We start from the raw sequence: 25,624 nt of genomic DNA, 5'->3' as shown, positions 1-25,624 counted from the left end.
TCCTGACATTTAACAAGGCTGAAGATGGACCTGATCAACCGGACCTGCTATATGCGCATGTCCGAGATTGTTTAGCGAAAGTCCGAATTGATGACCGATCCGGTTGCCGAAGTTGTTTCCTTGTTGAAGCCGAGCCCGTCGATATCAAAGCTGGTGACGGGCGGCGGTCGGTGGCTCGTTGAGCGTACGGAGGTCGGAAGCCCCTTCTACTGCGCCGTGGTCGAGGGCCGTTGCCTGATGACGATTGCCGGTCGTGAGCCAATGGTGCTCACTGACGGTGACTTCGTCCTGGTCCCAAAGATCTTCTCATTCACGATGAGCAGCATGGAGCCGCCACCACGCGGCGCACTTCCCCAACGTCTGGAAACCAGCCCCGGTGTCTTTCGCCTGGGCGACCCGGAAGCGCCGGCGGAGATCAAGGCACTGGTCGGGCATTGCACTTTCGGCTCGGATGACAAAGCCCTTCTCGTATCTCTGCTGCCGGAAGTCATCCATGTTCATGGTGAAGAGCGACTGATCGCTCTCGTCCGAATGATCAACGAGGAGAGGAGGGCTGATCGTGCCGCGCGCGAAATGGTCCTCCACCGATTGCTCGATGTGTTGTTCATCGACGCGTTACGATCGGCAGCAAGCGCCAAGGCACCGCCGGGTCTCCTGCGTGGCATGGCCGATCCGCTGCTGGCGCCGACCTTGCGCCGGATACACGCAGATCCGGGTCGTAGCATGACGGTGGAGACGCTTGCTCAGGAGGCTGCCATGTCTCGCTCGACCTTCTTCGATCGTTTCCGCAAGGAAGTTGGTGTAGCACCGATGGAATACGCGACGGGATGGCGTATGGCACTGGCAAAGGAGTTCCTCCGCGAGGATATACCCATAGCGGACATTGCCGAGCGCGTCGGCTATGGATCGACCAGCGCTTTCAGCGTCGCCTTCAATCGGCATGTGGGAATGCCGCCCGGCGTCTATTCGCGGTCAGTTGCTGCGGCTTAACGCTTCCGAACCTTACCCGCCGATATAGGCGGCCAGCGGCCCTGTCGCAAATTTTCTTGGTTAACCGCGTGTTGACGATTACCGGAGAAATTTCCGCTCCCAATGTAGTGGAGCATAACAATGATTCTGAATGCCATTGCCGAGAAGCTGAAGCGACGGACGCGCAAGGATATGGCGGTTTCAGCGACAAGGTGAACAATCATTATTTGAAAACCGTCGGCTCAGCCGTGCTGATTGCCCTAATCGGGACGGGTATCGATATGGCTGTCCCGCAAAGCTCGACGCTCGCGACCCAGGACACGGCCTCGGATGCGGCGCGGCGGAATTTCGCGGAAACGTTCGGCGGGTTGCGGACCGGACTATACAACGGAATATTGATGTTCAGCCGACGCTGGAAATTCGCCCGGCTACAAGTTCAATATCCTCGTCGATCAAGACATTATATTTCCTGGTGCCTATCGGTAACTTTTCGGGCACATTTTCGCGAAGCGGTGGCCCCAGCAGTGCGTAGTTTTCTCCGCGAATGGTGGCACCGTCACCTTAACACTCGGACCTAGTTTATCTTTGATTGCCCGCTATAGTGAGCTTCGTTTCCGGGCCGAAAATTAGACTAGTGGGGAAACAGATGCCAGAGCGTAGATCATTTCAGGCGAAAACTTTGCGGCTTTCCTAAGTACTGGGTCAAGGCGTTCGCTCGACGGTCTGCCAACAAATGAAAGCTCTGTAGCCGCCAGAAATAGCGACGAGACGCCGGGAGTTAGAAATCGGCACTCAAGCCCTCGTTTGGGTGTTGTGACATTTATGCAGTTTCTTTTGGCAGCTCAACACCATCACATATTGGAATAAACCGGGCCTTCACCGCCCTGCGGCGGCACCCAGTTGATGTTCTGGTTGGGGTCCTTGATGTCGCAGGTTTTGCAGTGGACGCAGTTTTGCGCATTGATGACGTAAACCTCTTCGCCGTCCTTTTCCACCCACTCATACACACCGGCCGGACAGTAGCGTGTCGAAGGACCGGCATAGACATCGTGTTCGGAGCGTTTCTGCAAATCCATGTCCTTGACCTGCAGGTGCACCGGCTGGTCTTCCTCGTGGTTGGTAGAGGAGATGAAGACGGAAGACAGGCGGTCGAAGGTGAGCACGCCGTCGGGCTTCGGATAGGCAATCGGCTTGTGGAACTTGGCGGGCTCCAGGCTTTCCGCATCCGTCTTGCCGTGTTTCAGCGTGCCGAAAATAGAGAAGCCGAGAAGTTGGTTGGTCCACATATCCAGGCCACCTAGACCGACGCCGATGGCAGTGCCGAGCCTCGACCATAGCGGCTTGACGTTGCGCACGCGCTTGAGATCCTTGCCGATGTCGCTGTCGCGCCACTCATTTTCGATCTCGATCACCTCATCATTGGCGCGACCGGCTGCTAAGGCATCGGCAATCCTATCCGCCGCCATCAGGCCGGATAGCACCGCATTGTGGCTGCCCTTGATGCGTGGCACGTTGACGAAACCGGCGGAACAGCCGATCAGCGCACCGCCGGGGAAGGTCAGCTTCGGCACGGACTGATATCCGCCCTCGGTAATGGCACGCGCGCCATAGGACAGGCGTTTGCCGCCCTCAAAAGTGTCCCGAATGGCCGGATGCGTCTTGTAACGCTGGAACTCTTCGAACGGATAGAGATAGGGGCTCTTGTAGTTCAGATGCACCACGAAGCCGACGGCAACGAGGTTGTCTTCGAGATGATAGAGGAACGACCCGCCCCCGGTTTTCATGCCCAGCGGCCAGCCGAAGGAGTGCTGCACGAGGCCGGGCCGGTGCTTTTCCGGCTTGACCTGCCAGAGCTCCTTGATGCCGATGCCGTATTTCTGGACATCGCTGTCCTTGGAGAGATCGAATTTTTGGATGAGCTGTTTCGCCAGCGATCCACGCACACCCTCGCTGATCAGCACATATTTGCCATGCAGTTCCATACCGCGTGTGAAGGCCGGTCCCGGCTCTCCGTTCCGCTCAACGCCCATGTCGCCGGTCGCGACGCCGATGACGGCACCTTCGTCGTTATAAAGCACTTCGGTTGCCGCAAAGCCGGGATAGATTTCAACGCCAAGCGCTTCGGCTTTTTCCGCCAACCACCGACAGACCAGGCCGAGAGAGACGATATAATTGCCGTGGTTGCTCATCAGTGGCGGCATCAGGAAATTTGGAAGACGGATGGACCCAGCCGGGCCGAGCAGCAGGAACTGGTCGTCCTTCACTTCGGTCTTGAAGGGATGCCCCTCCTCTTCACGCCAGCCTGGCAGCAGGCGGTCGATGCCGATAGGATCGACAACGGCACCGGACAGAATATGCGCGCCGACTTCGGCACCCTTTTCCAAAACCACGACGGAAAGGTCCGGATTGACCTGTTTCAGCCGTATCGCCGCAGATAGACCCGCAGGTCCAGCGCCGACGATAACAACGTCAAATTCCATCGATTCGCGTTCATGTTCGTCACTCATCGTCATACTCCAGGCGCAACCTGTTCAGGCTCAGAATTTGGGGCGAGGCAGACCGTTGGCTGCGCACGCCGCGTTCAAAGTATTGGCCATGAGCATCGCAATGGTCATTGGCCCCACTCCGCCAGGCACCGGGGTAATGGTCCCGGCAATTTCTAGAACCTGCGTGAAGTCCACATCTCCGACCAGCCGAGACTTCGTCCCGTCTGAAATTCTGTTGATGCCTACGTCAATCACCAGAGCGCCAGGTTTTATCCAATCAGACTTCACCATCATGGGACGTCCCACGGCTGCAACAACGATATCCGCCTGACGACACACGCCCGGAAGGTTATCCGTTTTGCTGTGAGCTATCGTCACCGTTGCGTTTGCCGCAAGCAGCAAATTTGCCATCGGCTTTCCAACAATATTAGAACGGCCGATGACAACAGCATTCAGTCCCGACAAGTCATCGCCAAGGACTTTTTGGATGAGGATCATCGAGCCGGCCGGTGTGCATGGAACGAAAGCATCATTGGTTGCCCCGGCACTTAACTTCCCAACGTTGAGGTGGTGAAAGCCATCGACGTCTTTATCCGGTGAGATAGCTTGGACAACATTATCGGCATCGATGTGTTTGGGCAGAGGTAGCTGAACGAGAATGCCGTGAACGGCGGGATAGCCATTCAATGTCTCAATCAGCGACAGAAGGTCGGATTCGCTGGTGTGTTCCGGCAGTTCATGCTTGATCGACATGAATCCACATTCCTCGGCTTTCTTTCCTTTCGAGCTCACGTAAACTTGGCTTGCAGGATCGCTGCCGACGATAACGACAGCCAGCCCGGGCTTGATACCATGCTCCTCGAGTAGCTTGGTTTCCTTCTTCACCTGTTCCAGAACGTCGTCCGCGACGGCTTTGCCCGAGAGTATATTTGGAAACCTATCCATTTTTACGGCCTTAACTGAAAACAACGGTCTTGTGACCGTTGAGCATGACGCGGCATTCGGAATGCATTTTGACGGCGCGCGCCAGCACCCGGCTTTCAATGTCTCGGCCCGTAGCGACGAAATCTTCAGCGGACATGGCATGCGTCACGCGCTCGGTTTCCTGTTCAATGATCGGGCCTTCATCCAGGTCGGGTGTCACGTAATGCGACGTGGCACCGATAATCTTAACGCCACGATCAAAGGCCTGATGATATGGTTTCGCGCCCTTGAACGACGGCAGGAACGAGTGATGAATGTTGATGATCTTCCCGAAAAGCCGCGTGGAAAGGTTATCGGATAGCACTTGCATGTAACGGGCGAGGATGACCAAGTCGGCTCCCGTTTCGGCGGTCAAAGCGATCAGGCGTTCCTCCTGTTCTGCCTTGTTTTCCTTCGTCACCTTCCAGCAATAAAATGGAATGCCTTCGAGCTTTGCGGTCGCAGCGCTGTCGTCGTGGTTTGAAACGATTGCGACCACTTCGGCATTCAGCCAGCCGACACGGATTTGATACAACAGGTGAAGCATCGCATGGTCGAACCTGGACACCATAATTATAAGTTTGGGTTTGCGGCTGATATCGACCAGTTTCGTCTTCATTTCGAACCGGTCGGTCACAGATTTCAATGTACGTTCGACATCGTCTCTTTTTTTCTCGTCCGATGTCGTGAATGCTAGCCGCATAAAAAACCGGTTGGAATTCCTGTCCCAGTATTGGTTGCTTTCAGCGATGTTGGCACCAATAGCTGCGAGTTCGGTCGTGACAGCTGCAACGATGCCCACCTTGTCTTCGCAGTTGAGGGTGAGAATGAAATTTGATGGCATTAGTTTTCCCCTTTTATAGCCATTTGACACGCGCAGTCGTCTACGCTCCGCCGAAGCGAAGTGACAAAACGCGTTGTGATGATTATCGACCCCGCGTCATTACGTTCTCGGGGCCTCTGCTATGCTAGTAGTGTGGTGGAGTAATCACCCACACGATCTTCGCTGGCTTATCGGCAGAGTTTGCGCAGCGATGAATTTCAGTGCTCTTGAACGCGAAACTGTCTCCCTCCTCAAGCTGGAAGAAAGTTCCCGAAACCCACAAGTCCAGTCGACCGGAAACGACAAGTCCCGCTTCAACGCCGTCATGACTGTAGTCGCCGCTATCGGCACCTGGCTCAATGGTACTCATCAGCATTTCCAATGGGCCTCCCAAATTGGGCGACAGCAGTTCTTCCTCAATTCCGATTCCCGTGAAGGTAAACCGGCGGCGATTATGCGATCTGACAACCACGTCCCTTTCAGAACTCGGCACGTCGTCCGCATGGAAAAACCAGTTCATGTGCACTCCAAGAGTGCTGCTGATCTTCTTCAATACGCCAATTGGTAGTTTTGTCTGGTTGCGTTCGATCTGACTGAGATACCCGACGGATATATCAGATGCGTCTGCGACCTGTTGAAGTGTTAATCCTTTGACCTTCCGTAGCTCCCGGATTTGTCCGCCGATTTCGTTTTCGGGCACTGCGTCCTCGGTCGGGAGGTCTTCGGCTCTACGCAAACTTCTAGGGGGCATGGGGATCCTCGCGCAAAATTCCAAATTCTTGCATTTTTATCAGAGACGCCGAGGTCGCTGAATTTTATGGCATCCCCTTCCATGAAATTTCCCGCGATGTTTTACAAGCAGTTTTAGCTTCCATGGTGATACTGAATATTCATTTGTGAAAAATCAAGCTCATGTTTTCACGCTTGTAAAAAAATTTTTTCTGTGGAATTATTTTGACAATCCGATTTTTACAAGATTGGCACTGACGCCGCGAGGCAAAAAGATCAGGCCCTAAGACGGAGTGGGAACTTGAAAAAAACTGGACGGAACGCCTCTAGGGGTGTGCTCCGCAATGCGGACCTGTATCTACCGATGACTTTCGAAACGGACCCCTTGTTCTGTCGGGGTATGTGCTCATGAATCATCAAAACGACGGAAATATTGTACGCTTCGATGCCGTAGAGAAAACCTACGATGGCAAAAACATCGTCGTCAAACGACTGAACCTCGACATTCGAAGGGGTGAATTTCTGACGATGTTGGGACCATCGGGTTCTGGCAAAACGACATCGCTCATGATGCTCGCCGGGTTCGAGATGCCGACATCAGGAACAATTGTACTGGACGGCAAACCAATCGAACGACTTCCCCCACACCGCCGGAACATTGGCGTTGTTTTTCAGAATTATGCCCTCTTTCCCAACATGTCTGTTGCGGAGAATGTCGCGTTTCCTCTGCAAATGAGAAATGTGAGCAAGGCAGACCAAAAGGACCAAGTCGAGGAAGCACTCGATATGGTGCAGATGGGACAGTTCGCGGACCGCCGTCCGGCCCAACTTTCGGGTGGCCAGCAGCAGCGCATAGCATTGGCTCGGGCACTCGTCTTCAAACCATCGCTTATCCTAATGGATGAACCTCTTGGTGCGCTCGATAAACAGCTCCGGGAGCACATGCAGCTCGAGATTAAACATCTCCATGAAAAGCTCGGCATTTCGATCGTTTATGTAACCCACGATCAGAGCGAAGCGCTCACGATGTCAGACCGGATCGCGATCTTCAACGACGGCATCGTTCAACAGCTCGGTTCGCCGACGGATATCTACGAAAACCCGTCCAATCCTTTTGTTGCTCGCTTCATCGGCGACAACAATGCTCTGCTGGGCAAGGTCGAATCCGTCGAAGGATCAATTTGCCGGGTTAAGCTCGACGGCGCTGACCAGATCGTCCAAGCCAAGGCCCCGCCTTCTATCCGCCCCGGTGACCGAACGACATTGTCGATCAGGCCGGAGCGAATTCACATCGATCCAAAGAACGACAATGACAATGATAACGCCACTGCGGCAGTTGTCGAAGAGGTGATCTACCTCGGTGATCATGTTCGCGTCCGCGTTTCCGCCCTCGGCAGCAACGACATTGTCATCAAGGTTCCGAATGGCTCGTTGCATTCATCGAGCGTGACAAGGGGCAAAAAGCTCAACATCAGCTGGAGCCTAACGGACTGCGCCGCGCTGCAATGAACAGCGCCGCCCCTAGATCCTTGCCTTTCTCAACCGAGTTACGGCCTGGAATATACCAGTAGCGAGCTCTCTCATCAGTTCGCGATTGGAATGTGAATAACCACATCAACCAAGGGGAATGAAAATGACACATAAAAAGATGTCCAGATTCACAAAAGCAGCAATCTTCGCGACTTTTCTTGCAGGGACTTCTGGCATTGCGCATGCAGCCGACACTCTTACCATCGCTTCATGGGGCGGTGCATATCAGGAGAGCCAGGCCAAAGCATACTTCGAACCTTTCAAGAAGGAATCGGGTGCGAACATCGTCACGGACGAATGGAGTGGCGAGACCGCGAAGCTTAAAGGCATGGTCGAAACCGGCACAATAAGCTGGGATGTCGTTGATGTCGAACCTGGTCACGCTTTGCAAGGATGCGACGAAGGTTGGCTCGAGAAAATCGACTACGACAGCTTGGGTGGCAAAGACAAATTCCTCCCAGGCTCCGCACTTGAATGCGCTATCGGAAACGTCGCTTTTGCCTATATCTTCGCCTATGACGCTGCAAAGTTTCCCAACGGTGGACCACAGACGGTCGCCGACATCTGGGACGTGAAGAAATTCCCGGGTGCTCGCTCTCTTCGCAAATCGCCAAAATCCACACTTGAACTTGCGTTGATCGCCGACGGTATTGCTCCGGCTGACGTATACAAGGTGCTGGAAACCAAGGAAGGCGTCGATCGCGCGTTCAAGAAGCTCGATGAAATCAAAGCGAGCGTTAAAGTCTGGTGGGGCGCTGGCGCACAGCCTCCTCAACTCCTTGCTGATGGCGAAGTAGCTATTACCACTGCTTATAACGGCCGTATCTACGACGCGGTGAAGTCCAGCGGTAAGAACTTCAAGATCGGCTGGGATGGCGCTGCGCTTGATTGGGATATGTGGGCAATTCCAAAGGGCACATCCAAGCTGGAACTTGCGAAGAAATTCGTAGCCTTCGCGAGCAAGCCAAAAAACCTGGCAGAGCAGACAAAGTACATCCCTTACGGACCATCCAGCATCGAAGCTGCCAAGTATGTGGATAACAACGTGCTGCCTAATCTGCCGACTGCTCCGGAAAATTCGAAAACCTCGTTCTCGATTTCCGCGCAGTTCTGGGCAGACCACGACGAAGAGCTGACGGAGCGCTTCAACAACTGGCTTGCGAAATAACGAGCTTCTCGGCGGGGGGCATGCCTCCGCCGAGTCTTCAATGCGAGTTGGTGAGATAGACGATGGCTCAAACCCTGCAAAACACGGTATTCGACAATAAAGCAGACGTGCGTGAGGACGTACATGCTGTGCCTGATGCTGAGCTAAAAAAACGACTGGACAGATCACGCAGAGCTGGCAGCGCGAAGGCGCTTCTTCTGATCGCTCCTCTCCTTGTATTCCTGCTTGTGACGTTTCTGCTGCCTATCGGACTTCTTCTCGTTCGAGCCGTGGATAACCGCGAGGTTCCATCTGTTCTGGCGACAAGCGCCCCACTTCTGGCAGCTTGGGACCGGCAGGGATTGCCGTCGCATAAAACATTCAGTGCCTTCGTCAATGACCTGAAAGCCGCGCCTCGGGACCGCATAGCGGAAGTCGGCAAACGCCTGAATTATCTCGACGCCGGTTTCAGAACGCTGCTGACCCGTACCGTTCGTGAGCTGGAAAGCGTGAACCCGGAAAAAGCGAAAGAAGGGCTGATCGCCACCAATGAGCGATGGGGCGACCCACAGACCTGGCAGACAGTCGTTGATGGATCGCCCGCTCTGACCAGTTATTACTTATTGAAAGCAGTTGACCTCAAAAAAGGTCCAGATGGCTCCATCACGACTGCGGCTGATGATGCAATATACATTGATGTGATCCTGCGAACTATTTTCATCAGCCTCTCAGTCACCGCACTTTGCGTCCTTATTGGTTACCCCCTCGCCTACATGCTGGCATCGACAGATGCGAAGACGGAACGTTGGCTGATGATGCTCGTTCTTCTGCCCTTCTGGACCTCGCTGCTGGTTCGCACGACCGCATGGCTGGTCCTGCTACAAAGCAACGGCGTGGTTAATTCACTCCTCAAATATCTCGGTGCCATCGTCGATCCGATCGAACTGGTCCACAACCGCGTTGGCGTGCTGATTGCAATGACGCATATTCTCCTGCCATTCGTTGTGCTTCCAGTTCATGCTGTGATGAAAGGCATTCCGGGCACTTACTGGCGGGCTGCGTCATCTCTTGGTGCTCCTCCCTACAAGGCTTTTCTTAGGGTCTACCTACCGTTGACGCTTCCCGGCGTCGGAGCGGGAGCCCTTCTCGTATTCATCCTTGCGCTCGGCTACTACATCACCCCGGCTCTTGTCGGCGGTCCAAAAGATCAGATGCTGAGCTATTTCATCGCCTATTTTGTCAATCAATCCTCCAACTGGGGCATGGCAGCGGCTCTTGCAGTCGTACTCCTCGCGCTTGTTGTTGGGTTCTATACGGCGCTCGTTATTGCCTACGGACGCCGTTCGGGAGCAAAAGCATGAGTGCCGCGACCTTACGCCCCAAAGCAAACGGTGCTCGCTGGTTGCTGCGTGCATTCTCCGCCGTAGTCCTCTTCTTCCTGATGGCACCGATACTCGCAATTATTCCGCTTTCGTTCAATTCGGAGCCATTCTTCACCTATCCAATGCCGGGACTATCTTTGCGTTGGTATGAGGCCGTGTTTTCCTCGGCGGACTGGCAGTTGGCTGCTCGCAACAGCATCATCGTGGCGGTATTCGCAACGCTTCTCTCGACAATCCTTGGGACACTCGCTGCAATTGGGCTTAACCGCCCGGATTGCCCTTGGAAAATGGCACTTTCGGCGATCATTATCTCGCCGATCGTCATCCCTGTCGTAGTGGCCGCGGTTGGCATCTTCTACTTCTATGCCGACATCGGCCTCCTGAATACGTTGACCGGGCTTATCCTCTCGCACACCGCACTCGGCGCACCTTTCGTTATGATCACTGTCGCTGCCACACTTTCAGGCTTCGATCACCGTCTCATGCGGGCCGCTGCAAGTCTCGGGGCGTCCCCGACCACCGCATTCCGTCGGGTGATGCTACCTATCATCATGCCGGGCGTGGTTGCGGGAGCGATATTTGCCTTCGTCACATCATTCGACGACGTTGTGATTGCCCTCTTCGTAAGCGGCGCAGAGCAGAAAACACTTCCCCGCCAGATGTGGTCAGGCCTACGCGAGCAGATCAGTCCCGCCATCACTGCCGTCGCAACGCTTCTAATTATCGTCGCAGGCGCTTTGATGCTGACTTCAAACGCACTTCAGGCTCGCCAGGAGCGAGCCACAAACCCTGACGCGGGCTGACGCGCTAGACTTCGGAGACAAACATGAAAATCCTCGTGCCTGTAAAAAGAGTAATCGACTACAACGTCAAAATCCGTGTGAAGGCCGATGGGTCGGACGTGGAACTGGCCAATGTGAAGATGTCGATGAACCCATTCGACGAAATCTCGGTCGAAGAAGCGCTGCGCCTCAAAGAAGCTGGTGTTGCACAGGAAGTCGTCGTCGTTTCAATCGGCCCCGCAAAGGCCGAGGAAACACTTCGAACAGCACTTGCCATGGGCGCTGACAGAGCAATCCTTGTCGAAACTGATGACAACGTAGAGCCATTGGCCGTTGCGAAAATCCTCAAATCCGTTGCTGAGACAGAACAGCCGGGACTGATCATCGTCGGCAAGCAAGCGATAGACGATGACAGCAATCAGACCGGACAAATGCTCGCGGCCCTTCTGGGTTGTGCGCAAGGCACTTTCGCCTCCAAGGTGGTGATCGAAAATGGTCGGGTAACTGTCACCCGAGAGGTGGACGGTGGTTTGCAAACTATCTCTATCAAGCTTCCCGCCGTCGTCACCACGGACCTGCGCCTGAACGAGCCGAGATATGCGTCTCTTCCAAACATCATGAAGGCAAAGAAAAAGCCGCTCGACAAAACGTCTCCGGCGGCTCTCGGCATCTCCACCGCCCCACGCGTGAAGGTTCTGAAGACCGAGGAGCCAAGTGGCCGCAAAGCAGGCATCAAGGTGAAGTCGATGGCCGAACTGGTCGAGAAACTCAAATCAGAAGCTGGCGTTTTTTGAGCCGGGAGACAATACAATGACCATACTCTTGATTGCTGACCATAATTCCGAAACCGTATCGGACCAAACGACTAAAGCTCTTACGGCAGCACGTAAGATTGGCGGCGAAATCCACATCCTCGTGGCAGGTCAGAATGTCGGGACTGTCGCCAAATCCACAGCCTCGCTCGCTGGTGTGGCGAAAGTGCTGGTTGCCGAAGCACCGCATTTTGCCAACAATCTTGCTGAGCCACTCGCCGACCTGATCGTTGGACTTGCGGCCTCCTACGGCACCTTGATTACGGCCGCGACGTCCGTTGGCAAAAACGTCATGCCGCGCGTGGCGGCTTTGCTTGATGTCGCACAGATATCCGAGATCACCGAGGTCGTCTCACCTAATACCTTCAAGCGCCCTATCTACGCGGGAAATGCCATACAGACTATCCAGACCACGGACGCTATACAGGTCCTCACCGTCAGAGCAGCAGCATTCGAATCCACCGAGGACGGTGGCTCGGCATCCATCAAACAATTGGCTGCGTCGGCAGATCCGGGGCTTTCGACCTTCGTGAGCGATGCTCTATCCTCGTCAGATCTTCCGGAGCTCAGCTCGGCCAAGATCATCATCTCCGGTGGGCGCGCGCTTGGGTCCGCCGAGAAATTCTCGGAAGTCATATTTCCTGTGGCTGAAAAACTGGGCGCAGCCGTCGGTGCCTCGCGTGCAGCGGTCGATGCCGGATACGCGCCGAACGATCTCCAGATCGGTCAGACGGGCAAAGTCGTCGCACCTGACCTTTACATCGCTTGCGGCATTTCTGGCGCGATCCAGCATTTGGCAGGCATGAAAGACTCCAAGGTCATCGTCGCCATTAACAAGGACGAAGAGGCTCCGATTTTTCAGGTTGCCGACTACGGCCTAGTGGCTGACTTGTTTGAGGCACTCCCAGAACTGCAACGCGCACTCTGAAATTGAGGAGATTTGAATGTCCGAACTACCCTCAAGAGCACGCGTGGTCGTCATCGGCGGTGGCGTCGTTGGCGTTTCCGGTCTTTATCATTTGGCGAAAGCGGGGTGGACGGATTGTGTCCTTCTCGAAAAAAATGAATTGACATCAGGATCGACGTGGCACGCAGCCGGGAACGTACCGACGTTCTCGTCGTCTTGGTCGCTGATGAACATGCAGCGATATTCAACCGAACTGTACAAGCGGCTTGGTGCCGAGGTCGATTATCCGATGAACTACCATGTCACCGGATCGCTTCGTCTCGCCCATACCGATGATCGTATGCTCGAATTCCAGCGCGTCAAAGGTATGGGTCGCTATCAGGGCATGGATATCGAGGTCTTAGGAGTCGATGAAATCAAGGGGCGGTACCCGTTCCTTGAAACACATGATCTCAAGGGGGCTCTCTATGATCCTAACGATGGGGATATCGATCCGGCACAGCTAACCCAGGCGCTCGCGAAGGGGGCTCGCGATATGGGCGCGAAGATCATTCGTTTTTGCCCCGTCACCTCCGTTCGCCGCGATGGAGATGAGTGGGTCATCGCAACCGAAAAGGGCGATATCCGATGCGAGTTTGTGGTCAACGCCGCCGGTTATCGCGCGCAGGAAGTCGGCCGAATGTTCGGTCGCGAAGTGCCGATGGCGGTCATGAGCCATCAGTATATTCTTTTCGATGAAATCCCGGAGCTTGCTGCATGGTCACGCGAGAACGGTGGCAAGCTGCCGCTTCTACGAGACGTCGACAGCTCCTACTATCTTCGTCAAGAAAAGACTGGCATGAATCTCGGCCCTTATGAACGGAACTGCCGGGCTCACTGGAACACTTCAGCCGATCCAATGCCGGAAGACTTTTCGTTCCAGCTTTATCCAGACGATCTGGATCGGTTGGAATGGTATCTGAATGATGCCGTTGAACGCGTCCCGATCCTCGGCACTGCCGGTCTCTCGAAGGTCATCAACGGACCTATCCCCTACGCACCGGACGGCAACCCGCTGATCGGCCCGATGCCGGGTGTTCCCAACGCATTCGAAGCCTGTGTTTTCACATTCGGGATTGCTCAAGGCGGCGGCGCGGGCAAAGTTCTCGCGGAATGGATCATTGAAGGTCAAACCGAGTGGGACATGTGGTCGTGCGATCCGCGTCGCTACACCAATTACACCGACCCGCAATATTGCGTCGATAAGGCACTCGAAATCTATGGCAACGAATATGCCATCCATTTCCCGAAGCACATGTGGCCTGCGGCACGCGATCGCAAACTTTCTGCTATCCACGATAAAACAATGGCCCTTGGTGGACAGTTCGGACCGTTCAACGGTTGGGAACGCGCAAACTGGTACGCCAAGCCGGGCGATGACACGAGCGAAGCCGCAAGCGAAACCTTCAGCCGCTCCGGCCCGTGGCAGGAACGTGTGAAGGAGGAGTGCGAAGCCGTCCGCGATCACGCTGGCATTCTCGACCTCCCGGGCTTCTCGCGTTTCAAAGTCGACGGCCCCGGTGCCCGGCAGTGGCTGCTCGGCCTGACGACGGGCTTGGTGCCGAAGCCAGGCAGGATCGGCCTCGCATATTTTGCCGATGCAAAGGGGCGTATCGTGACGGAAATGTCCGTTATGTCGATCGGGGAGGATGAATTCATCCTTATTACGGCAGCTATAGCTCAATGGCATGACCGCGAATGGTTGGAGAAACATCTTCCCAAGGACACCGAGATCACGATCACCGACATCACTGAGCAGTTCTCCTGCCAGATTTTGACTGGTCCGGCATCGCGCGACATTCTGACGTCGGTCACGTCCGCGGATCTTGCCAAGGGTTGGCTGACCCACCAGACGACAGAAATCGGCGGCAAGGAATGCAGGATCATCCGTGTATCGTTTGCGGGTGAACTTGGGTGGGAAATCCACAGCGGGGTAGAAGACACCCCAGCGGTTTTCGATGCAATCTGGAACGCTGGACAGCCCTTCGGGCTTCGCCCGTTCGGCATGTTCGCCTTGGACTCGCTGCGTCTCGAAAAGGGGTACCGCGCGTGGAAGGGCGACCTATCGACAGACTACACCGTGCTGCAAGGCGGTCTGGAACGCTTTGTGAAATGGGACAAGGAAGACTTCATCGGAAAGGTTGCCTTGGTCTCGGAAAAACAGGCAGGCGTGTCGAAGCGTTTTGTGACGCTGACTGTTGATGCCGGTGATTTCGACGCACCGTATATGTCGACGATCTGGCTGGGTGACACGATTGTTGGTGAGACGACATCAGGCGGTTACGGACACCGCGTTGGAAAGTCCATCGCCCTTGGCATGCTTCGATCAGATCTCCACGAACCCGGAACCCGTCTTGAAATTGAAATATTTGGACAACGTCACGCGGCCACCGTGCAGGCTGACGAACCGCTTTGGGACAAGCAGAACGAAAGAATCCGCGCATGAGTAACATTCCTTCAAAGGCACGCGTCGTCATCATCGGTGGCGGAATTTCCGGCTGCTCGGTTGCATACCATCTGGCTAAGCTTGGCTGGACGGACATCGTTCTGCTGGAGCGCAGGCAACTGACCTCTGGCACGACATGGCATGCAGCCGGTCTTATCGGTCAGCTTCGCGCTTCCCAGAACATGACCCGGCTCGCAAAATACTCTGCTGACCTCTACGTCAAGCTTGAGGCGGAAACTGGCATCGCCACCGGCATGCGTCAGAACGGGTCGATCACCGTTGCTTTGACAGAGGAGCGCAAAGAGGAAATCTACCGTCAGGCAACGCTTGCGCGTGCCTTCGACGTCGATGTGAACGAGATTTCGCCGCAAGAGGTGAAGAACCTCTATCCACATCTCAACATCAACGACGTTGTCGGGGCAGTTCATCTGCCCCTCGATGGGCAGTGCGATCCGGCCAACATCGCGATGGCCCTTGCGAAGGGAGCACGTCAACTTGGCGCGAAGATCATCGAAAACGTCAAGGTAACAAAGGTTCATGACCGAGATGGTCGCGTTACCGGAGTATCGTGGGAGCAAAACGGCGAACATGGTACGATTGACACCGAGCAAGTCGTCAACTGCGGCGGCATGTGGGGTCGTGATCTCGCGGCACGCTCAGGCGTCACGCTGCCACTCCATGCTTGCGAGCATTTCTATATTGTAACTGAGGCGATTGAAAATCTTTCGCGCCTTCCAGTTCTCCGCGTTCCAGATGAATGTGCCTATTACAAGGAAGATGCTGGCAAAATGCTGCTCGGCGCATTCGAGCCCGTTGCGAAGCCTTGGGGCATGGATGGCATTCGTGAGGACTTCTGCTTTGACCAACTGCCCGAGGACTTCGACCATTTCGAACCCATTCTCGAAAAGGCCGTCAACCGTATGCCTATGCTGGAAACGGCCGGCATTCACACCTTCTTCAATGGTCCGGAAAGCTTCACGCCCGATGACCGCTATTATCTCGGCGAAGCGCCTGAGATGAAGGGCTACTGGGTTGCCGCGGGTTATAACTCAATCGGCATATCGTCCTCTGGCGGTGCGGGTTTTGCACTTGCCCAGTGGATGAACGATGGCGAGCCGCCTTTCGATCTTTGGGAAGTTGATATCCGTCGTGCGCAGCCATTCCAGAAAAACCGCGCCTACCTCAAGGAACGCGTGACAGAAACTCTCGGTCTGCTCTATGCCGACCACTTCCCCTATCGGCAGGTTGCCACGTCGCGCGGCATCCGCCGCTCACCGCTGCACGAGCATCTGAAAGCGCGCGGAGCGGTCTTTGGCGAAGTCGCCGGGTGGGAGCGCGCCAACTGGTTCGCCAAGGAAGGCCAGGAGCGCGAGTATCGCTACAGCTGGAAAAGACAGAACTGGTTCGAGAACCAGAAAAAAGAACACCTCGCGGTCAGAAACGGAGTCGGCCTGTTCGACATGACATCGTTCGGCAAGATCCGCGTGGAAGGACGTGACGCGCTCAAGTTCCTCCAACGGGTTTGCGCCAACCAGATGGACGTGGCACCGGGCCGCATCGTTTATACCCAGATGCTGAACAGCAAAGGCGGCATCGAATGCGACCTGACGATCACGCGCCTGTCCGAGACCGCGTTCTTCCTGGTCGTCCCCGGTGCAACCTTGCAACGCGACCTTGCCTGGCTCCGCAACAAGCTGGACGCGGAAGAGTTTGTCGTCATCACCGACATCACCGCGTCGGAATCGGTCCTCGTCCTGATGGGACCAAAATCGCGCGAGGTCATCCAGCGGATCAGCCCCAACGACTTCTCAAATGAAGCCTTCCCGTTCGGAACGGCTCAGGAGATCGAGATCGGTATGGGTCTCGCTCGAGCTCATCGTGTCACATACGTTGGCGAGCTCGGTTGGGAACTCTATGTCTCGACCGACCAGACCGCCCATGTGTTCGAAACCATCGAACAGGCCGGTCAGGAAACCGGGCTGAAGCTCTGCGGCCTTCATACTCTGGATTCGTGCCGTATCGAGAAGGGTTTCCGCCATTTTGGCCACGACATCACAGACGAAGACCACGTTCTGGAAGCAGGCCTCGGTTTTGCGGTTAAGACTGCCAAAGGAGACTTCATCGGACGTGAGGCGGTGATCAAGCGCAAGGAAGACGGTTTGGAGAGGAGGATGCTTCAGTTCAAGCTTCGCGATCCCGAGCCTTTGCTCTTCCACAACGAAGCTCTCGTACGCGATGGCAAGATCGTGTCGATCATCACTTCCGGCAATTACGGCCACTATCTTGGTGGCGCAATTGGGATGGGATACGTGCCGTGCAAAGGTGAAACTGAGGAGCAGGTTCTCGCCTCGACATACGAAATCGAGGTCGCTGGACAACGCTTTGCCGCCGACGCGTCGATCCGACCAATGTACGATCCGAAATCCGAACGAACGAAACTTTAAGGCTGAGGAGGAACCAGAATGAATATCGCAAACACTCTAAACCTCGAGAGCTACTGGATGCCTTTTACGGCAAATCGGCAGTTCAACAAAGCACCACGCCTCCTAGCTTCAGCAGAAGGCGTTTACTATCAGGACGTCGATGGCAATAAGGTTCTTGATGGGACCGCGGGCCTTTGGTGTGTCAATGCTGGTCACGCCAGAAAGTCCATTGCACAGGCAGTTGAACGTCAAATCATGACTTTGGATTTCGCACCCTCTTTCCAGATGGGGCATCCGATCGCATTCGAGTTCGCAGATCGCGCCAGGTGAAGTTGGCAAAAAGCTGAACAAAATCTTCTACACCGGCTCCGGTTCGGAGTCGGTGGACACCGCGATGAAAATTGCGATTGCGTACCAGCGCGCCATCGGCCAAGGCACACGGACACGTGTGATCGGTCGCGAACGTGGATACCACGGTGTGGGTTTCGGTGGAATTTCCGTGGGCGGTCTTGTCAACAACAGGCGGGTCTTCCCCCAACTTCCAGGCTCGGATCACCTCCGCCACACTCATGACATTGCGAAGAACGCCTTCACAAAAGGTAGCCTACCGGAGCACGGTGCTGAGTTGGCAGACGACCTTGAAAGAATGGTCGGACTGCACGGCGCCGAAACCATCGCAGCCGTTATTATTGAACCGGTTGCTGGATCAACTGGCGTACTCCTTCCGCCAAAGGGAAATTTAGAACGTCTGCGTGCTATCGCGGACAAGCATAAAATTCTTTTGATATTCGACGAAGTGATCAGCGGTTTTGGCCGTTTGGGAGCACCCTTCGCTGCCGATCACTTCGGCGTCACGCCAGATATCATCACCACGGCCAAGGGCCTGACAAACGGCGTCATTCCGATGGGTGCGGTTTTCACATCCACTGCAGTCTACGATGCCCTAATGCAAGGACCTGAATCCGCGATTGAACTGTTCCACGGCTATACTTATTCGGGGCACCCCGTGGCTTGTGCCGCTGGCCTTGCCAGCCCCGGGCGCTCTTCCTGATATTCGAACAACGGCACGCCTTAGCCGCAGGATGTCTGCACCAGATCGAAGTCGAGCCTTATCATCTGCTGCGCGCCGAGCGGCGTTGCCGTCAAACCGATCGTCCAGCAGGCTGGCGAACTCGTCACTGTCGCGATGGATCACGCGCCCCTTGCCGAAAAGCCGCATGATTAGCGGCGGCCCGGAAACCGCACAGAACATGATGGTGAGGCGGTCGTTTATCCCCAGATGAGCAGCGGTCTCGTTGCCGCTGCAGGTGCGGTCGAGATACATCGCGACGTTGCAGCCAAGGATACGAAACAGTCGATGCCGCATAGGGAAGGCCCTTGAAGACCTGGACCCCAGGGATGTCGGTTGGCACACCTTTAACCTGGCCTCCGTCAATCTTGACGATATCGACCGGCGTGTTCTTCGCCTCGGTTGCTGTCTTTGAGCAAAGGCTGTTTGGGCTGAACTAGCATCGACATGCAGACGATCGATGCCGTTGATACACGAGATTTTTTCATTTTGTCTCCTCCTCATCGATAAATTTAGGTCATGGACGCTGAGCTTGGCCTCTTATCTCTGCTTCGGTCATACCGATCCCCTCTAGGACCTTCCTGCGCAAGTACGCATCTCGGGTCGGATAGATCGTCGAGGTTCGCATGGCCACCTCGCCTTCGTGAAAACGAAGGAACTGACCGCCCGACTGTGGTGTGACCTGTCCCCAGTGCGGGACATCGTTCCCGTTTGGATCGCCGGTTTTGACGAAGTTCGCGAGATAGCTAACGGCGATGTCACGCATCGCGAAATCCGGATCGGTCCAGGGAAGTTGGCCGGGCTTGTCAGCGCGGATGGAACCATTGAAATACCAGTTATCGGCAGCATGCCAAGCGCGCAGGAAACCCTGGTCCTTGCCGGGCGGCCAGTGATCCCAGTAATAAAGATAGACGTTGGACCTGCTGTGCGCTTTCGCATATTCGGCTCCAACACGCACATATTCGAACATGTAGTCGTTCAGCATGCGCAAAGACAGGCGATAGGCTTCGGTCGGATCATCCGTTGCGTAAAGAGGAAAGACCTTTTCGTCGACATTCCCTACCTGATGCGGACGAATTGCAGAAAGCATGGCTTTCTGCTGTTCCTCCTGCGTCATCTTCAAATCATTGGGGCGCAACCCGGTATACTCGTCCGCTGTCTGGCCAATAATGATATCAAGCCCGTCGAAGTCGCCCGGCTGGAGCAGGTTCACGGAATCCGGCGTGTAGACGTAGTCGTCGATCGTGAAGAACTGGTTGGTCGCTACGGCACCCGCCATGACGCCAAACAGTGTATCCTTTCCGCCCTTCCATTTTTCCAGCCAAGCGTCATTGCCAATGCTCCGCAGCTCGGCAAGGGTTGTCTCCTTGCCGAACAGCTTGTTGACCGCCTGCTGATTATCCTGCGACTTTTTCGAAAAATCGACGATCTTTCCAGGCAGGAAGCCAGTGAAGCTCGACTGAATGAATGCTCGTTTGAACAGGCCCTTGGCTAGAGGCGTTCGCAGCAACGCCACCGTGTTTTCGCCACCCGCCGATTGTCCGCCGATCGTCACGGTGGCAGGGTCGCCGCCGAATGCTTCGATGTTGGTCTGGATCCATTTCAGCGCATCAACGAGATCGAGGACGCCGAAATTGCCCTTCGGCCCGTTCGGGTTATCCTTGGCCATCTCTGGCAGAGACAGCCAGCCCAGCGCTCCCAGCCGATACTGGACCGAAACGACGACGACGCCCTTTGCAGCCAATTGCGCGGCATAGAGGTCTTTCATCGCGGCCGATCCCAGGCGGTTCGCGCCGCCATGGATCAGCATGTAGACGGGCAGACGATCATTCCTATGCTCAGCGGGCGTCCAGATCGAAAGGTTCAATCCGTTGTCGCTGGTCGGGCTCTCGGCGTGCCTATTGACGTCCTGAAGTATCTGGTCGCCCCACTTGTCGGCGATCAGGACGCCATCCCACGCCTTCACAGGCGGCGCGGGTTTCCAGCGGTTTTCACCACCTACACTGCCTGCAAAGGGAATTCCCAGAAATTGCGTGACGCCGGGCGTGTCGCTCGGCACACCCTGCACCTTTCCACCGGTGACGGATGCTTCGATAATCGGTGCGGCGTTAGCGATCTCAACGAAACCTTGTCCGAATGCAATGAGGGCACCAAGCACAAAACTCCTCACCGCTCGACGGACATGTTGGGCCGACTGGTTGAAATTCGTTGTTTTCTTCACGATATCCTCCAAGGATAGCTTCATGGGCATCAGATCTCTGACAACATGATCTAACCGTCTTTGCTCTCCGCTGTGACAGGGAGCAGTCCTGCAAGGAACCAATCATAAGGAGCATCGTCGCACCCCGGCAAGTTTGCGCCAGGCAAATCAGTTATGCCGGCACGGCATCGGATCGCCAAGGGATGCCGCCTGGAAGAGTGCGGCTTCTTTTCTCTTAAGTACTTCAAGAACCATTCAACGAATTCCCAAGTTTAATGCCGCCAAACTGTTCGGGCAATTGAACGACATAGATCTTCCATGGGCGCTTCACCATGTCTTCCTTGTTACCGAACAGCTTGGTTCGCCGCGACTGGGTGATCGGAATGTAAAGCTTGCGGTCGACGCTGATAAATGACCCGTCCGGGCTGACAAACTCCGCGTCGGAGGTCAGGACGGCCGTCTGCCCGCTCGGCGAGAGGATCGTCACCCGTTTGTTGTCGAGTTCGGAGAGGTAGAGATTTCCCTCCGTATCGAGTGCGCATCCGCCACTGCGGGCAATCGGGGAATACTCCTCAACCTGTGTTGCAAGATCGGCGTCCGAGAGGGCTGCATTGCGCATGGCTGCTGCCTTGATCTTGATGAACGGTCCGGTGGGAGCCGCTGCATAGATCCATTCGCCGTCGTTACTGATCTCTATCATGTCGATCTTCGGCGTTTGGTGATTGCCCTGCGGGAGATTGGGCTCGACCTTCGCCTGCATCTGCGGAAAGCCCGACATACGCCGCAATGTTTGGCCAGTTAGGAGGTTGTGATAGATCAAGGCACCTATCCCGGAATCGGTGACGTAGACATGGTCACCGAAGACCCGTAGATCGTTCATCTTGGCACCCTTGGGAAGCACGCTGTCGTCGAAACGCAGGACCTGCAGGACCTTTCCGGACTCCGGGTCGAGCTGAACCAGTTTTTGCGCGCCGGGTTTGGGTTCGGAAAGCTCGGGTGGGTAGGAATCTGCACGCAACGCTCCCTGATCCACCGCCCAGAGGCTATCGTCCTTGAAAATGTGGATCGAGTTCACATAGACGAAACTGTTGCGTCCATCGTCGCCGGGCTTCCACGCATTCCAGCCATTGCCCGGGAAAGCCACCACCTTTCCGTCAGATCCACGCTTCGCAAGGCAGGGGGTGTCGTCATAGCCGGGATAGCGGGGTAGACCGAAAAACATTTCACCGGTGCGGGTTAGGGCAACCTGGTTGCAGAACCAGGGCAACTCGGCTGCAACTGTGTCCGGAAGTTCGTTATCTTCTGCGAATGTTTTCTGGAATGATAGCGGCGTGACCGCCGTCGCGATGCCAGCGGCAGCGATGAATGATCGACGTGAAAGTCTCATAATTTTCTCTCTCGTGTTAACTGTTCAACGGCATTGCAAGCAACGAGAACCATGCACAGCACGACGGCGCGCATCGGCAATGCGCGATGGGCGACTTGATGTGACGGACACTCTGGCAGCGGATTGGCCGGTTCCTCCTCTGGCCTCTCCGCTTCAGGACAGTGTGGGATAACAGCTGTCGTTTCCAGTTGGCTGTCGGGTATATCAGTCGTCCGTTTCGGCATGAGACAACCCAAGCATGTCGCGTATCTTCTCCTTCGGCAGAGCAGTCCGACATGCGTTCGCATCGACGCGCCATTAGCTGGGTGCCAACGCCATGGACGTCAGAATGTACCAGCGGAGAACGGACACGTAGCCACGGGCACTGATCTACGCGCCACGGAGCGCGTCAATCGATGAGAATGTCAGCCTTGATGAGGCCAGCATCTCCAGGGTGTTCGTTGACGTTAAGCCCGCGTGGCTTTTGCGAAAATGATGAGATCAGGACCCGGACTGCCTATTCAGGGACGATAACATCCGGATGCCCGCTTTCATCCAGCGCGCGCCGCACAAATCCCGACGCCTTTTTCTCACGCACAAAGGCCATGACAAACTCTGCGGCCAGAGTATTTTTCACGTTGACTCCTACAGCTTGTGGAATGGCCATGAAGGGTTCAGTCATCACCTCATAATCGGGGTTATATGCAGCAACCTGATTCATGGCCTGACGAACACCCGCAAGGCCGTCCACTACCCCCTCTTTGAGCGCGGCGACCGCGTCGGCGAAGCTATCGAAGCGGGTGAGTTGCCCTGCCCCGCCACTGCGCGACAGGAAGAGCTCATAGGCGCTGCCCGCAACCGCGCCCATCCGTAGCTGCATTCGATCGACGTCCTGGACGGCCCTCACCGATTTGGCGTGCTGCACGAGAAAGGCACCCTCGATCTGCACATAAGGTTCGCTATAGGCAATGTGCTTAGCCCGCTGCGCGTCGATTGCCAGGAAGCAGACGTCCCATTCGCCCGAACCGACGCTTTTTGAAACGGATCCGGCCTTGTCGTAATGGCGAAATGCAATCGGCGTGCCCAGAGTTTCCGCAAGCGCTCGGGCGAGATCGACCGATACACCGGTTGGTGTCTCATCCGTTTGGCCGCGCCGGACGAGCACCACGTTGCCGTGGTTCAAAGCGCAATTGAGTGTCCCGGATGGCGTGAGTTCGGCGCGAACGGCATCCATGTCGAATTCTGGCAAAGCCATCTACCGTGTCCTCCTCCAGCCGTTCAGATGGATTTCATCCATTCGTCTTCGAGCGGGAACTGCGTAATCATCAATTCCAGTCCATCTTCGCCCGCCTGGACCTTCGCTGCCATATCGGACGAGCACACGAAAATCAGAGAGTAAGGCTTATACGTCTCGTGTTCGTAGATCAGGCTGCCGTTCAAGACGATGAGATACTGACCACCGCCTTCGGTCGGGTCAGGAGTCTGTGTCATCATGCCTGGGCCGAGGCGCAGGACTTTGACGTTCATGCCCTCATCGCCTTCCTGCTCTTCAATTACTGTGTCGATTGTCAATTCCGTCCGGTTTCGAAGCACTGGCTCGATTGACAGTGTAACTGCGCCCGACGTGCGATGGCGCCGTTTGGTGGGTCGCAGCTTGTCGCGCACGTTCGGGGTGCTGAGATAGACCAGTCCGGCATCCGTCTTGCTGCGCAGCGTCAGGTAGGAAAGCCCCTGCGCGCTGGCGATCAGCGGACCGTAACCTGTGTGGTGGTCGGCATAGTGAACCGTTACCAGATGCACGTCGTCGCGTCCGATCGTGCCGCTGCCGGCGATAAATACCTGGAATTGGTCGACGATATGGAAATGCGAGTCGAGTTTCTGATGGGCATTGAGGTCGAGCCGGAACGCCTGGGGGTCTGGTGCCGCGATGTCGGAGTTTTTTCCGAACATGTTGATCTTCCAGGATTGGCCGCGGCGGAACCTGTCCGGTTCCTTTTCCGTGTAAGATGCAGCCTGCATGCGGGAAGTCCTCCTCTGACGATGGGTTTACGGTCTATGTTCAGTGATGGTGCGGTGGTGGAAATTCGACGTCCAGGGCAACCGCCAGCGCATCGCGGTCCATGCCGATCATGTCATGCAATTTGCCGAACTGCTGTGCGCCGTTGATCGTCTGCACGGCAATCAGGCGAGCGCCTTTGAATCCAAGGACAGAGAATGCGCCACTGACAGGTGCATTCAGAACCGCCTCCATATCGGAGCCATGTACGTCCCCGGCCATCTGGATCTGGATCCCGGCCTGGTGCGACCAGTAGCGCGCAAGCCGCTTGACCGGCAAAGGCGTGCCCGCGATGGAGGCGGCGACTACCTTGGCCTGATCCTGGCCGGGATTGACCGCCTCATTGCGAATGTGACGCTGGAGAATTGGATCGTACCAGGCCGAACAATCTCCGACCGCATAGATCGAAGGATCCGATGTCAGCCCCGTCTCTGAGCACAGGACCCCACCATTCACCTTCAGTCCGGCGCGACCAGCAAGACTGTCGTTCGGTACCGCTCCGATTGCCGCCACGACCAGGTCGGCCGCAATCGTTTCACCGCCGTCGAGCGCCACTATATCGGCACCACGCCGGCTGTCATGATGGAGAGCTGTCAGGGTTACGCCGAACCTGACGCTGAGCCCCCTGGCTTCATGCCGATCCAGCACGTAATTGGCAATCGACTTGCTGACGGTTCGCTCCATCAGCCGGTTGCCTGCCTCGATAATGGTAGCGCGAAGGCCATTCTCAACCGCGATCGCGGCTATTTCCACCCCGATCAGTCCACCGCCGATGATCGCGACAGATTCGGCCTGGGAAAGACGGGCTTTCAATCCTTGAAGGTCATCATGAGTGCGCAAATAGTGTGCGATCCCATCTGGATCGATCGTCCGCGGCAGACGGCGGGACTCTGCGCCACAGGCAAGGATCAGCCTATGATAAGGGTAACGTGTTCCGTCGGTAGAGAAGACGTATTTTTCCGCAGGGTGAATGCTCTCGACCATCACGCCCTGCTTCAGTTCGATGCGATTGGCGGCGTAGAAGCTCTCTGGACGCAGAAGAGGCGGCGCGAAGTCCTGTTTTGTCAGCCCATCCTTGGAAAGAGGTGGTCGATGATAGGGCAACGCACTTTCCTGGGTCACCAATGTGACGGCGTCTTCGCAGCCAGCGACACGCAGCGCTGCCGCAGTAGCGACGCCTGAATGGGATGCGCCTAGGATCAATATGCCTGCCATAACGAGAACCACCGTATCCCTGTGTCGTCAACCAACGACGATCATGTCGAACTCGCTCTTGCGAGCACCGCATTCAGGACAGACCCAGTCGTCCGGGACGTCCTCCCATTTGGTCCCGGGAGCTACGCCTCCGTCGGGATCGCCAAGTGCCTCGTCGTAGACATAGGCACACAAAATACACTGCCAAATTTTAAAATCGCCCCGTTGCGAAAGGTCATCTGTAACCGACATCGCATCTCCTCCAGAATTGACGTGATGATAGAAACTATTACGGGATGCT

Annotated in this window: 19 protein-coding genes and 2 pseudogenes; 11 read left to right on the top strand and 10 right to left on the bottom strand. The window is 55.7% G+C overall.

Translation table 11 applies throughout. The annotated features are described in order from the left end of the window. Positions 1 to 90 precede the first annotated feature (90 nt). Positions 91 to 990 (top strand): cupin domain-containing protein, encoded by a 900-nt coding sequence (locus ACQZ6D_RS19865; protein ID WP_448730185.1) that lies wholly within the window; start codon positions 91 to 93, stop codon positions 988 to 990. Between the two features lie 152 nt (positions 991 to 1,142). Next, positions 1,143 to 1,455 (top strand): annotated as a pseudogene (locus tag ACQZ6D_RS19860) (TrbI/VirB10 family protein); the annotation flags it as partial. 365 nt (positions 1,456 to 1,820) lie between these two features. Here ACQZ6D_RS19860 and ACQZ6D_RS19855 read toward each other — a convergent pair. The 4 genes from ACQZ6D_RS19855 to ACQZ6D_RS19840 all read right to left on the bottom strand — a co-directional run bounded on the left by ACQZ6D_RS19855 (position 1,821) and on the right by ACQZ6D_RS19840 (position 5,941). Then, positions 1,821 to 3,476, bottom strand: coding sequence for an electron transfer flavoprotein-ubiquinone oxidoreductase (locus tag ACQZ6D_RS19855; protein WP_448730186.1), 1,656 nt, complete (start codon positions 3,474 to 3,476; stop codon positions 1,821 to 1,823). A 30-nt stretch (positions 3,477 to 3,506) separates the two neighbouring features. After that, complete coding sequence (folD, locus tag ACQZ6D_RS19850; RefSeq protein ID WP_448730187.1) at positions 3,507 to 4,400, bottom strand: bifunctional methylenetetrahydrofolate dehydrogenase/methenyltetrahydrofolate cyclohydrolase FolD; 894 nt, start codon at positions 4,398 to 4,400, stop codon at positions 3,507 to 3,509. Positions 4,401 to 4,410: 10 nt separating this feature from the next. Next, positions 4,411 to 5,262, bottom strand: coding sequence for a formyltetrahydrofolate deformylase (purU, locus tag ACQZ6D_RS19845; protein ID WP_309510237.1), 852 nt, complete (start codon positions 5,260 to 5,262; stop codon positions 4,411 to 4,413). A gap of 124 nt (positions 5,263 to 5,386) precedes the next feature. Beyond that, entirely contained in the window at positions 5,387 to 5,941 is a 555-nt protein-coding gene (locus ACQZ6D_RS19840) for a helix-turn-helix domain-containing protein (protein ID WP_284183943.1), read from the bottom strand. Positions 5,942 to 6,378: 437 nt separating this feature from the next. Between ACQZ6D_RS19840 and ACQZ6D_RS19835 the strand changes: the two genes are divergently transcribed. The 9 genes and pseudogenes from ACQZ6D_RS19835 to aptA form a co-directional block, all read left to right on the top strand. Continuing rightward, the gene (locus ACQZ6D_RS19835; protein WP_173995467.1) at positions 6,379 to 7,479 is read left to right on the top strand and encodes an ABC transporter ATP-binding protein; all 1,101 of its coding nucleotides are present in this window, start codon (positions 6,379 to 6,381) and stop codon (positions 7,477 to 7,479) included. Between the two features lie 139 nt (positions 7,480 to 7,618). Then, entirely contained in the window at positions 7,619 to 8,668 is a 1,050-nt protein-coding gene (locus ACQZ6D_RS19830) for an ABC transporter substrate-binding protein (protein WP_448730272.1), read from the top strand. Between the two features lie 62 nt (positions 8,669 to 8,730). Beyond that, positions 8,731 to 10,008: an ABC transporter permease gene (locus ACQZ6D_RS19825; RefSeq protein WP_448730188.1), complete on the top strand. Its 1,278-nt coding sequence runs from the start codon at positions 8,731 to 8,733 to the stop codon at positions 10,006 to 10,008. After that, entirely contained in the window at positions 10,005 to 10,832 is an 828-nt protein-coding gene (locus tag ACQZ6D_RS19820) for an ABC transporter permease (protein WP_173995465.1), read from the top strand. The genes ACQZ6D_RS19825 and ACQZ6D_RS19820 overlap by 4 nt, the downstream gene beginning before the upstream one ends. Before the next feature lie 23 nt (positions 10,833 to 10,855). Continuing rightward, positions 10,856 to 11,605: an electron transfer flavoprotein subunit beta/FixA family protein gene (locus ACQZ6D_RS19815; RefSeq protein ID WP_448730189.1), complete on the top strand. Its 750-nt coding sequence runs from the start codon at positions 10,856 to 10,858 to the stop codon at positions 11,603 to 11,605. A gap of 16 nt (positions 11,606 to 11,621) precedes the next feature. Continuing rightward, positions 11,622 to 12,551: an electron transfer flavoprotein subunit alpha/FixB family protein gene (locus ACQZ6D_RS19810; RefSeq protein WP_173995463.1), complete on the top strand. Its 930-nt coding sequence runs from the start codon at positions 11,622 to 11,624 to the stop codon at positions 12,549 to 12,551. Between the two features lie 16 nt (positions 12,552 to 12,567). Next, positions 12,568 to 15,015, top strand: a complete 2,448-nt coding sequence (locus tag ACQZ6D_RS19805) for a GcvT family protein (protein WP_448730190.1) — start codon at positions 12,568 to 12,570, stop codon at positions 15,013 to 15,015. Then, the gene (locus tag ACQZ6D_RS19800) at positions 15,012 to 17,459 is read left to right on the top strand and encodes a GcvT family protein (protein ID WP_173995461.1); all 2,448 of its coding nucleotides are present in this window, start codon (positions 15,012 to 15,014) and stop codon (positions 17,457 to 17,459) included. Before ACQZ6D_RS19805 ends, ACQZ6D_RS19800 begins: the two co-directional genes overlap by 4 nt. Positions 17,460 to 17,477: 18 nt before the next feature. Further along, positions 17,478 to 18,471: pseudogene (gene aptA, locus ACQZ6D_RS19795) on the top strand (omega-aminotransferase AptA); the annotation flags it as partial. Positions 18,472 to 19,024: 553 nt separating this feature from the next. On the opposite strand, the gene ACQZ6D_RS19790 reads toward aptA, so the two are convergent. From ACQZ6D_RS19790 to ACQZ6D_RS19765, 6 genes are all read right to left on the bottom strand, one after another. Next, complete coding sequence (locus ACQZ6D_RS19790) at positions 19,025 to 20,728, bottom strand: carboxylesterase family protein (protein WP_448730191.1); 1,704 nt, start codon at positions 20,726 to 20,728, stop codon at positions 19,025 to 19,027. A 223-nt stretch (positions 20,729 to 20,951) separates the two neighbouring features. Continuing rightward, a complete protein-coding gene (locus ACQZ6D_RS19785) occupies positions 20,952 to 22,094 on the bottom strand; it encodes an L-dopachrome tautomerase-related protein (RefSeq protein WP_448730192.1) in 1,143 nt (380 codons plus the stop codon). A gap of 496 nt (positions 22,095 to 22,590) precedes the next feature. After that, the gene (locus tag ACQZ6D_RS19780; RefSeq protein ID WP_448730193.1) at positions 22,591 to 23,328 is read right to left on the bottom strand and encodes a transporter substrate-binding domain-containing protein; all 738 of its coding nucleotides are present in this window, start codon (positions 23,326 to 23,328) and stop codon (positions 22,591 to 22,593) included. A 23-nt stretch (positions 23,329 to 23,351) separates the two neighbouring features. Beyond that, positions 23,352 to 24,092, bottom strand: a complete 741-nt coding sequence (locus ACQZ6D_RS19775; RefSeq protein WP_448730194.1) for a hypothetical protein — start codon at positions 24,090 to 24,092, stop codon at positions 23,352 to 23,354. Between the two features lie 40 nt (positions 24,093 to 24,132). After that, positions 24,133 to 25,344 carry an NAD(P)/FAD-dependent oxidoreductase gene (locus ACQZ6D_RS19770; RefSeq protein WP_448730195.1) on the bottom strand — a complete coding sequence of 404 codons (1,212 nt, stop codon included), beginning with the start codon at positions 25,342 to 25,344 and terminating at the stop codon, positions 24,133 to 24,135. Between the two features lie 27 nt (positions 25,345 to 25,371). Next, complete coding sequence (locus ACQZ6D_RS19765; protein WP_173995455.1) at positions 25,372 to 25,575, bottom strand: rubredoxin; 204 nt, start codon at positions 25,573 to 25,575, stop codon at positions 25,372 to 25,374. Positions 25,576 to 25,624 lie beyond the last annotated feature (49 nt).

Source organism: Agrobacterium sp. 22-3639C2 (assembly GCF_053522105.1).
The sequence above is the reverse complement of the archived record's forward strand: the minus strand, read 5'-3'. Positions and strand labels throughout refer to the sequence as shown.